Annotated in this window: 8 protein-coding genes, 3 tRNA genes and 1 pseudogene; all 12 read right to left on the bottom strand. The window is 68.2% G+C overall.

Features of this window, described 5'->3' with window-relative positions:
* Positions 1 to 73: pseudogene (locus tag N8A90_RS21945) on the bottom strand (elongation factor Tu); the annotation flags it as partial.
* Between the two features lie 75 nt (positions 74 to 148).
* Positions 149 to 223, bottom strand: a tRNA-Thr gene (locus N8A90_RS21940).
* A gap of 38 nt (positions 224 to 261) precedes the next feature.
* A tRNA-Gly gene (locus N8A90_RS21935) sits at positions 262 to 335 on the bottom strand.
* Between the two features lie 65 nt (positions 336 to 400).
* Positions 401 to 486: transfer RNA gene (locus N8A90_RS21930), tRNA-Tyr, on the bottom strand.
* 135 nt (positions 487 to 621) lie between these two features.
* Positions 622 to 1320 carry a uracil-DNA glycosylase gene (locus N8A90_RS21925; RefSeq protein ID WP_262077322.1) on the bottom strand — a complete coding sequence of 233 codons (699 nt, stop codon included), beginning with the start codon at positions 1318 to 1320 and terminating at the stop codon, positions 622 to 624.
* Entirely contained in the window at positions 1320 to 2120 is an 801-nt protein-coding gene (gene trpC / locus N8A90_RS21920; RefSeq protein ID WP_262077321.1) for an indole-3-glycerol phosphate synthase TrpC, read from the bottom strand. Before trpC ends, N8A90_RS21925 begins: the two co-directional genes overlap by 1 nt.
* A 20-nt stretch (positions 2121 to 2140) precedes the next feature.
* Positions 2141 to 3166, bottom strand: coding sequence for an anthranilate phosphoribosyltransferase (trpD, locus tag N8A90_RS21915; protein ID WP_262077319.1), 1026 nt, complete (start codon positions 3164 to 3166; stop codon positions 2141 to 2143).
* Positions 3167 to 3179: 13 nt separating this feature from the next.
* Positions 3180 to 3839: a LysE family translocator gene (locus tag N8A90_RS21910; RefSeq protein WP_262077317.1), complete on the bottom strand. Its 660-nt coding sequence runs from the start codon at positions 3837 to 3839 to the stop codon at positions 3180 to 3182.
* Positions 3840 to 3850: 11 nt separating this feature from the next.
* Entirely contained in the window at positions 3851 to 4903 is a 1053-nt protein-coding gene (ltaE, locus tag N8A90_RS21905) for a low-specificity L-threonine aldolase (RefSeq protein WP_262077315.1), read from the bottom strand.
* A gap of 4 nt (positions 4904 to 4907) precedes the next feature.
* On the bottom strand, positions 4908 to 5492 hold the full coding sequence (locus N8A90_RS21900) for an anthranilate synthase component II (protein ID WP_262077314.1): 585 nt from the start codon (positions 5490 to 5492) through the stop codon (positions 4908 to 4910).
* Positions 5489 to 5884, bottom strand: a complete 396-nt coding sequence (locus N8A90_RS21895; RefSeq protein WP_262077312.1) for a GxxExxY protein — start codon at positions 5882 to 5884, stop codon at positions 5489 to 5491. Before N8A90_RS21895 ends, N8A90_RS21900 begins: the two co-directional genes overlap by 4 nt.
* Entirely contained in the window at positions 5881 to 7383 is a 1503-nt protein-coding gene (gene trpE, locus N8A90_RS21890; RefSeq protein ID WP_262077310.1) for an anthranilate synthase component I, read from the bottom strand. Before trpE ends, N8A90_RS21895 begins: the two co-directional genes overlap by 4 nt.
* Positions 7384 to 7530: the final 147 nt, after the last annotated feature.

Raw genomic sequence — 7530 nt, 5'->3', positions numbered from 1 at the left:
TGCCATGGTCAACGTGACCGATCGTGCCCACGTTCACGTGCGGCTTGGTGCGGGTGAATTTACCTTTTGCCATTTTCTCGACTCCGAAAAAAACGAGATCAACACATTCACATGGGGCCGCACGCGCGACGGCTGCAACCCCGAAATCTGGTGCCCTTTGCGGGAATCGGACCCGCGACCTCTCCCTTACCAAGGGAGTGCTCTACCACTGAGCCAAAAGGGCAATCAACACCGAAGACACCAACCAGGAACCAGGCCTCATGGAGCGGGAGACGGGAATCGAACCCGCGTCATCAGCTTGGAAGGCTGGGGTTCTACCATTGAACTACTCCCGCATCGGGGGCATTTCACGGCACCCAAAGCGCTAGATCCAATCGCTCCTAGAAACCAAATTCATCGCTGGTGGAGAGGGCTGGATTCGAACCAGCGTACTCGTAAGAGGGCAGATTTACAGTCTGCTGCCATTAACCACTCGGCCACCTCTCCGGCGAACCTCGAAATATAGCACGGTTTGAAGTCAGTTCCGAAGCCGCCGCATCACGCCAAGGGGTGGAAACCCGTGTTTTGAACCCTCATGCCGTTGCACCCATGCGACGCGCTACGAAAACAGGAGCATCGCCTTCAACCTGCATGCTGCTCCCGCCAGGCACGCGCCTGGCCGAAGTGGCCGCAGCCGATGAAAGGCAGGGGCGGACGCAGCGCCGAGAGCGGCGACGGGTGGTTGGCGGTCAGGACCCGGTGGCGATCCGCGTCGATCAGCGCCCGCTTGCTCTGCGCGTGCGAGCCCCACAGCATGAACACGACCGGACGATCGCCAGCGGCCACGTGCCGGATCACCGCATCGGTCAGCACCTCCCAGCCGCGCCCCGCGTGACTGGCCGCCTGCCCCTCCTCCACCGTCAGGCAGGTGTTGAGCAGCAGCACGCCGTGCGTGGCCCAGCGCACCAGGCTACCGCCGGGCTGCGGGAAGGTCGGCGGCGGGGTGCCGAGGTCACGCTGCAGCTCCTTGAAGATGTTGCGCAGCGACGGCGGCAACGGCACACCGGGGGCGACCGAGAACGCCAGACCCTCGGCCTGCCCGCGGCCGTGGTACGGGTCCTGCCCGAGGATCACGACGCGCACCTGTTCGGGCGGCGTGAGCTCCAGCGCACGCAGCGGCTGCGGCGGGAAGATGACCGCGCCGGCCTCCAGCCGTTCGCGCAGAAACCCCTGCAGCTTCACGCCCGCCGCGCTCGCAAAGAAGTCGTCGACCAGCGCCTGCCAGCCCGGTGCGACCGGCCAGTCCGCCGGGTCGGCGCTCGTGAGTTGCGTCGCCGCCATCACCGGAACAGATCCGCCAGCGCCTCCCCAGGCTCGGGCGCGCGCATGAAGGCTTCGCCGACCAGGAAGGCATGGATGTCCGCAGCACGCAGCCGCGCCACGTCTTCGCGTGTCGTGATGCCCGATTCGGTGACCAGCAGGCGCTCGGCCGGCACCCGCGAGCGCAGGTCGAGCGTGGCCTGGATCGACACCTCGAAGGTGCGCAGATTGCGGTTGTTCACGCCGATCAGCGACGTCTTGAGTTTCAGCGCGCGATCGAGCTCCGCGCCGTCGTGCACCTCGACCAGAACGGCCATGCCGAGCCCCATGGCGATCGCCTCGAAGTCCTTCATCTGCGCATCGTCGAGGCACGCCGCGATCAGCAGCACCGCGTCGGCGCCCATCGCGCGCGACTCGTAGATCTGGTACGCATCGACCATGAAGTCCTTGCGCAGCACCGGCAGCTCGCACGACGCGCGCGCCTGCTTCAGGTAGTCGACGCCGCCCTGGAAAAACTGCCGATCGGTCAGCACCGACAGGCAGGCCGCGCTGATGGCGCCATCGCCCTCGGCGTAGCTCTGCGCGATGTCGGCCGGGATGAAGTCGGCGCGCAGCACGCCCTTGCTCGGGCTGGCCTTCTTGACCTCGGCGATGACCGCAGCTTGACCTGCGGCGATCTTGCCGCGCAGCGCACCCACGAAGTCGCGGGTGAGCACGCGGCTCTCGGCGTCGAAGCGCACGGCCTCCAGCGGGCTGCGCTTTCTGGCGGCGGCAATTTCCTCGTGCTTGACGGCCACGATCTTTTTCAGGATGTCGGACATGGGTCTGGCTTTCTCTCTTGTCAGAAGGCGGCCGTGGCGGCCACGAGCTCGGCCAGCTTGGCCTTGGCCGCGCCGCTGTCGAGCGCAGCACGCGACTTCGCCACGCCCTCGGCGATCGAGGTGGCCACATTGGCGGCGTACAGCGCGGCGCCCGCGTTGAGCAGCACGATGTCGCGGGCCGCGCCGGGCTCGTTGTCGAGCACGCCGCGCAGCATCGCCATCGACTGCTCGGGCGTCTCGACGCGCAGCGCGCGGTTGCTCGACATCGCGAAGCCGAAGTCCTCGGGATGCAGTTCGTACTCGCGGATCTCGCCGTCCCTGAGCTCGCCGACCATCGTGGCCGCGCCGAGCGAGATCTCGTCCATGCCGTCGCGGCCGTAGACCACGAGGGCGTGTTCGGCGCCCAGGCGCTGCAACGCGCGCACCTGGATGCCCACGAGGTCAGGGTGAAACACGCCCATCAGGATGTTCGGCGCACCGGCCGGATTGGTCAGCGGCCCGAGGATGTTGAAGATGGTCTTGATGCCCAGTTCCTTGCGCACCGGCGCGACGTTCTTCATCGCCGGGTGATGGTTGGGCGCGAACATGAAGCCGATGCCGACGTCGGCAATGCACTGGGCGATCTGCTCGGGCTTGAGGTTGATGTTGACGCCCAGCGCCTCCAGCACGTCGGCGCTGCCCGACTTGCTGCTCACGCTGCGCCCGCCGTGCTTGCTGACCTTGGCGCCCGCCGCGGCCGCCACGAACATTGAGCAGGTCGAGATGTTGAAGGTGTGCGAGCCGTCGCCGCCGGTGCCGACGATGTCGACCAGGTGCGTCGTGTCCGCCACCGACACCTTGGTCGCGACCTCGCGCATCACCTGCGCGGCGGCGGTGATCTCGCCGATGGTTTCCTTCTTCACGCGCAGGCCGGTGATCAGCGCCGCCATCATCACCGGCGAACACTCGCCGCTCATGATGAGGCGCACGATGTGCAGCATCTCGTCGTGGAACACCTCGCGGTGCTCGATGGTGCGCTGCAGCGCTTCCTGGGGGGTGATGGGCATGGTGTCTCCCGTGTCAGTTTGTGGTCGAAGAAAGCGGGTTGTCGGACAGCGCGAGCTTGATGCCGAAACCGATGAACATGGCGCCGGCCACGCGGTCGAGTGCGCGCATCCAGTGGCGCACGGTGCCGCGGCGCGCCAGCCAGCCGGCGGCCACGGCCCAGCCGGTGTTGACCGGAATGGCATTGAGGTTGAACAGCAGCCCCAGCAGCACGAAGGCCAGCGTCTTGTTGCGGGCGTCGGGTGCGATGAACTGCGGCACGAAGGCCAGGAAGAACAGCGCAACCTTGGGGTTGAGCACGTTCGTCCAGAAGCCGCCCATGAAGATCGCTCGCAACCCGCGCGGCGCATCGACGACCGGTGCGGCATCGGTCGCCACCGCGGGCGATGGCCTGGCGAGCAGCATGCGCGCGCCCATATACAGCAGGTAGCCCGCGCCGAGGACCTTGAGCACCGTGAAGGCCTCCGTCGAGGCGGCCAGCAAGGTGCCCACGCCCACGGCCGCCGCCACGATGTGCACGAAGCAGCCCGCGGTGATGCCCAGCCCCGCGACGATGCCCGCTCGCACACCGGCGCGCAGCGCATTGCTCACGATGTAGAGCACATCGGGGCCGGGCGTCAGGTTGAGCAGCCAGCCCGCGACGATGAAGGCGACGAGGTGCGCGGTGTCCGGCATGCGCGGAGCCCTCAGTGCGCGAAGAATTCGCGGATCGCGACGAGCGCGCGATCGACCCCGCCCGCGTCCACGTCCAGGTGCGTGACGAAGCGCAGCCGGTACAGCCCCGTCGCCAGGATGCCGCGCGCGTCCAGGTGCGCCAGCAGCTCGGTGGCGCGCGACGCGGCAGCGCCTTCCAGGTCGACGAAGACGATGTTGGTCTGCGGCGCCTCGACCCGCAGGCCATCGATGCCCGCCAGCCCGGCCGCCAGCCGCTGCGCCAGTGCATGGTCGCTGGCGAGCCGGTCGATGTGGTGGTCGAGCGCGTGCGACGCGGCCGCCGCCAGCAGCCCGGCCTGGCGCATGCCGCCGCCCGCCATCTTGCGGATGCGATGTGCCCGTGCGATCAGCTCGCGCGAGCCGCACAGCGCCGAGCCGACCGGCGCGCCCAGCCCCTTGCTGAAGCACACCGATACGCTGTCGAAGCACTGCGCGATGCGGCGCGCCTCGGCGCGCACGTCGGTGCCCAGCGCCGCGGCCTGCGCGGTCGCCGCGTTGAACAGGCGTGCGCCGTCGAGGTGGCGCTGCAGCCCGCGCGACCTGGCCAGGTCGGTGGCCGCCTGCACGTAGCCAAAGGGCAGCAGCTTGCCGCCCAGCGTGTTCTCCAGCGCCAGCAGCTGGGTGCGCGCGAAGTGCGCGTCGTCGGGCTTGATGGACGCCTCGATCTGCGCCAGCGGCAGCGTGCCGTCGGGCGCGTGGTCGAGCGGCTGCGGCTGCACGCTGCCCAAGACCGCGGCGCCGCCGCCTTCCCAGCGGTAGCAATGCGCCATCTGCCCCACGATGTACTCGTCGCCCCGGCCGCAGTGCGCGAGGATCGCGCAGAGGTTGCTCTGCGTGCCGGTGGGCATGAAGAGCGCGGCCTCGAAGCCGAGCATCGCCGCGATCTTCTCCTGCAGCGCGTTAACGCTCGGGTCGGCGCCGAACACGTCGTCGCCCAGGGGCGCGGCGGCCATCGCCGCGCGCATGGCGGGCGTGGGCTGGGTGACGGTGTCGCTGCGCAGGTCGACGGTGGCGGTGTTCGGCATGGGCTCAGTCCAGGAAATTTTTCAGCATGGCGTGGCCGTGCTCGGTGAGGATGGATTCGGGATGGAACTGCACGCCCTCGATCCGCACGTCGTGCGCGAAGCCGGTGTGGCGCACGCCCATGATCTCGCCGTCGTAGGTGCTTGCCGTGATGGCCAGCTCGGCCGGGCAGCTGTCGCGCTCGATCGCCAGCGAGTGGTAGCGGTTCACGATGAATTTCTCCGGCAGCCCGGCGAACACGCCTTCGCGCGTGGTCGTGATCTCGCTGGTCTTGCCGTGCATGAGCTGCTGCGCGCGCACGATCCTGCCGCCGAAGGCCGCGCCGATGGCCTGGTGACCGAGGCACACGCCGAGGATCGGCAGCTGGCCCGCGAAGGCCTGGATCGCCGCCACCGACACGCCCGCCTCCGCCGGCGAGCACGGCCCGGGCGAGATCACCAGCCGCGCCGTGCCGGCCGCGATGCGCTCGCCGATGCCCGCCACATCGATCTCGTCGTTGCGCGCCACCTCGACCTCCGCCCCCAGCTCGCCGAAGTACTGGACGATGTTGTAGGTGAAGGAGTCGTAGTTGTCGACCATCAGCAGCTTCATGGCTTGGCTCCGATCCGATGCACGCCCTTTACCACGGGGAAGACGTTGAAGTTGATGAGCAGGCCGAGCCGGTGGCCCGACAGCCGCACTGCCGCCTGCGCCTGCGCGCGGTGCAGGTCGTCGAGCGCATCGACGGCACGCACCTGCACCACCATCGCCTGTTCGATGACGAAATCGGCGCGGCACACGTCGCCGAGGGCGCGGCCCTTGTAGCTCGCCGCGACCGGCACGTCGCGCTCGAAGCCGATCTCGCGCTCGGCCAGCTCGATGGCGAGCGCAGCGGCGTACACGGCTTCGGGCAGCCCCGTGCCCAGCACGCGCTGCACCTCGACGGCGGCGCCGATGATCTCGTGCGAGAAATCGTTGTTCGGTGTGTTGTCGTCGGCCATCATTCCAGTCCCTCTTCCACCAGTTCGGCCGCGCGCAGCAGCGCACGCGCCTTGGCTTCGGTTTCCTTCCATTCCAGTTCGGGCACCGAGTCGGCGACCACGCCGGCCGCAGCCTGCACGTGCAGCACCTGGTCCTTGATGACGCCAGTTCGGATCGTGATGGCGACGTCCATGTCGCCCGCATAGCTGATGTAGCCGCAGGCACCGCCGTAGAGGCCGCGCTTGATCGGCTCGAGCTGGTCGATGAGTTCCATCGCATGCACCTTGGGCGCGCCGGTCAGCGTGCCGGCCGGGAAGGTGGCCTTGAGCACGTCGATGGCGGTCATGCCGTCCTTGAGCGTGCCCTCGACGTTGCTCACGATGTGCATCACGTGGCTGTAGCGCTCGACCGCGAAGGCCTCGGTCACCTTCACCGTGCCGATCTTCGCGATGCGGCCGATGTCGTTGCGCGCCAGGTCGATCAGCATCACATGCTCGGCGCGCTCCTTCGGGTCGTTGATGAGTTCCAGCTCGGCCGCCTTGTCGAGTTCCATCGACGCACCGCGCGGCCGCGTGCCAGCCAGCGGGCGGATCGTCACCTTCTGCTCGCCATCGGCCGTGTTCTCCTGGCGCACCAGGATCTCGGGCGACGCCGCCACCACGTGGAAATCGCCCAGGTGGTAATAGAACATGTAGGGCGAGGGGTTGAGCGAACGCAGCGCACGGTAGAGCGACAGCGGCGACTCGGTGTAGCGCTTGCTGATGCGCTGGCCGATCTGCACCTGCATGAAGTCGCCGCCGGCGATCAGTTCCTTGGCACGCTCGACCGCGGCGATGTAGTCGGCCTTGGCGAAGGAACGCTCGGCCGGGTGCGGCTGCGAGGGCTTCACCTGCGGCGCGCTGACCGAGTACTTCAGCTGGTCGCGCAGTTCGCGAAGGCGGCGCTTGGCATTCGCATAGGCCTCGGGCTGGGCCGGGTCGGCGTAGACGATCAGGTAGAGCTTGCCCGAGAGGTTGTCGATGACGGCCAGTTCCTCGCACTGCAACAGCAGGATGTCGGGGCAGCCGAGGGTATCGGGCGGGCAACTGGCCTCGAGCTTCTTCTCGATGTAGCGCACCGCGTCGTAGCCGAAGTAGCCCGCCAGGCCGCCGCAGAAGCGCGGCAGGCCGGGCCGCAGCGCGACCTTGAAGCGCTTCTGGTAGGCGGCGATGAAGTCCAGCGGGTTGCCCTCGGCCGTCTCGACGACCCGGCCGTCGGTCACGACCTCGGTGCGCGCCGCGGCGCCGAAGCCGCTCGCGCGGATCAGCGTGCGCGCCGGCAGGCCGATGAAGCTGTAGCGCCCGAAGCGCTCGCCGCCGACGACGGATTCGAGCAGGAAGCTGTACTTGCCGCCGTCCTTGGTATGGGCCAGCTTCAGGTAGAGCGAAAGCGGGGTTTCGAGGTCGGCAAAGGCCTCGACCATCAGCGGGATGCGGTTGTAGCCCTGCGCGCTGAGGCTTTTGAATTCGAGTTCGGTGATCACGGTGGGGGTCTCCGTCGGCCAGCGGACGCTTCGTTCGGTCGCTGGCGGGTCATTCAGGAATCTGGCGCGGGTCGTTCGGACCGGGGCCGCGGGCGCACGGCGTGCGCCGTGCCATCAAACAGGCAATGACGATGGCGTGCGCCAAAG

The sequence above is a fragment of the Variovorax sp. N23 genome, assembly GCF_025486315.1.
In the GTDB taxonomy this organism is placed as follows: domain Bacteria; phylum Pseudomonadota; class Gammaproteobacteria; order Burkholderiales; family Burkholderiaceae_C; genus Variovorax.
The sequence above is the reverse complement of the archived record's forward strand: the minus strand, read 5'-3'. Positions and strand labels throughout refer to the sequence as shown.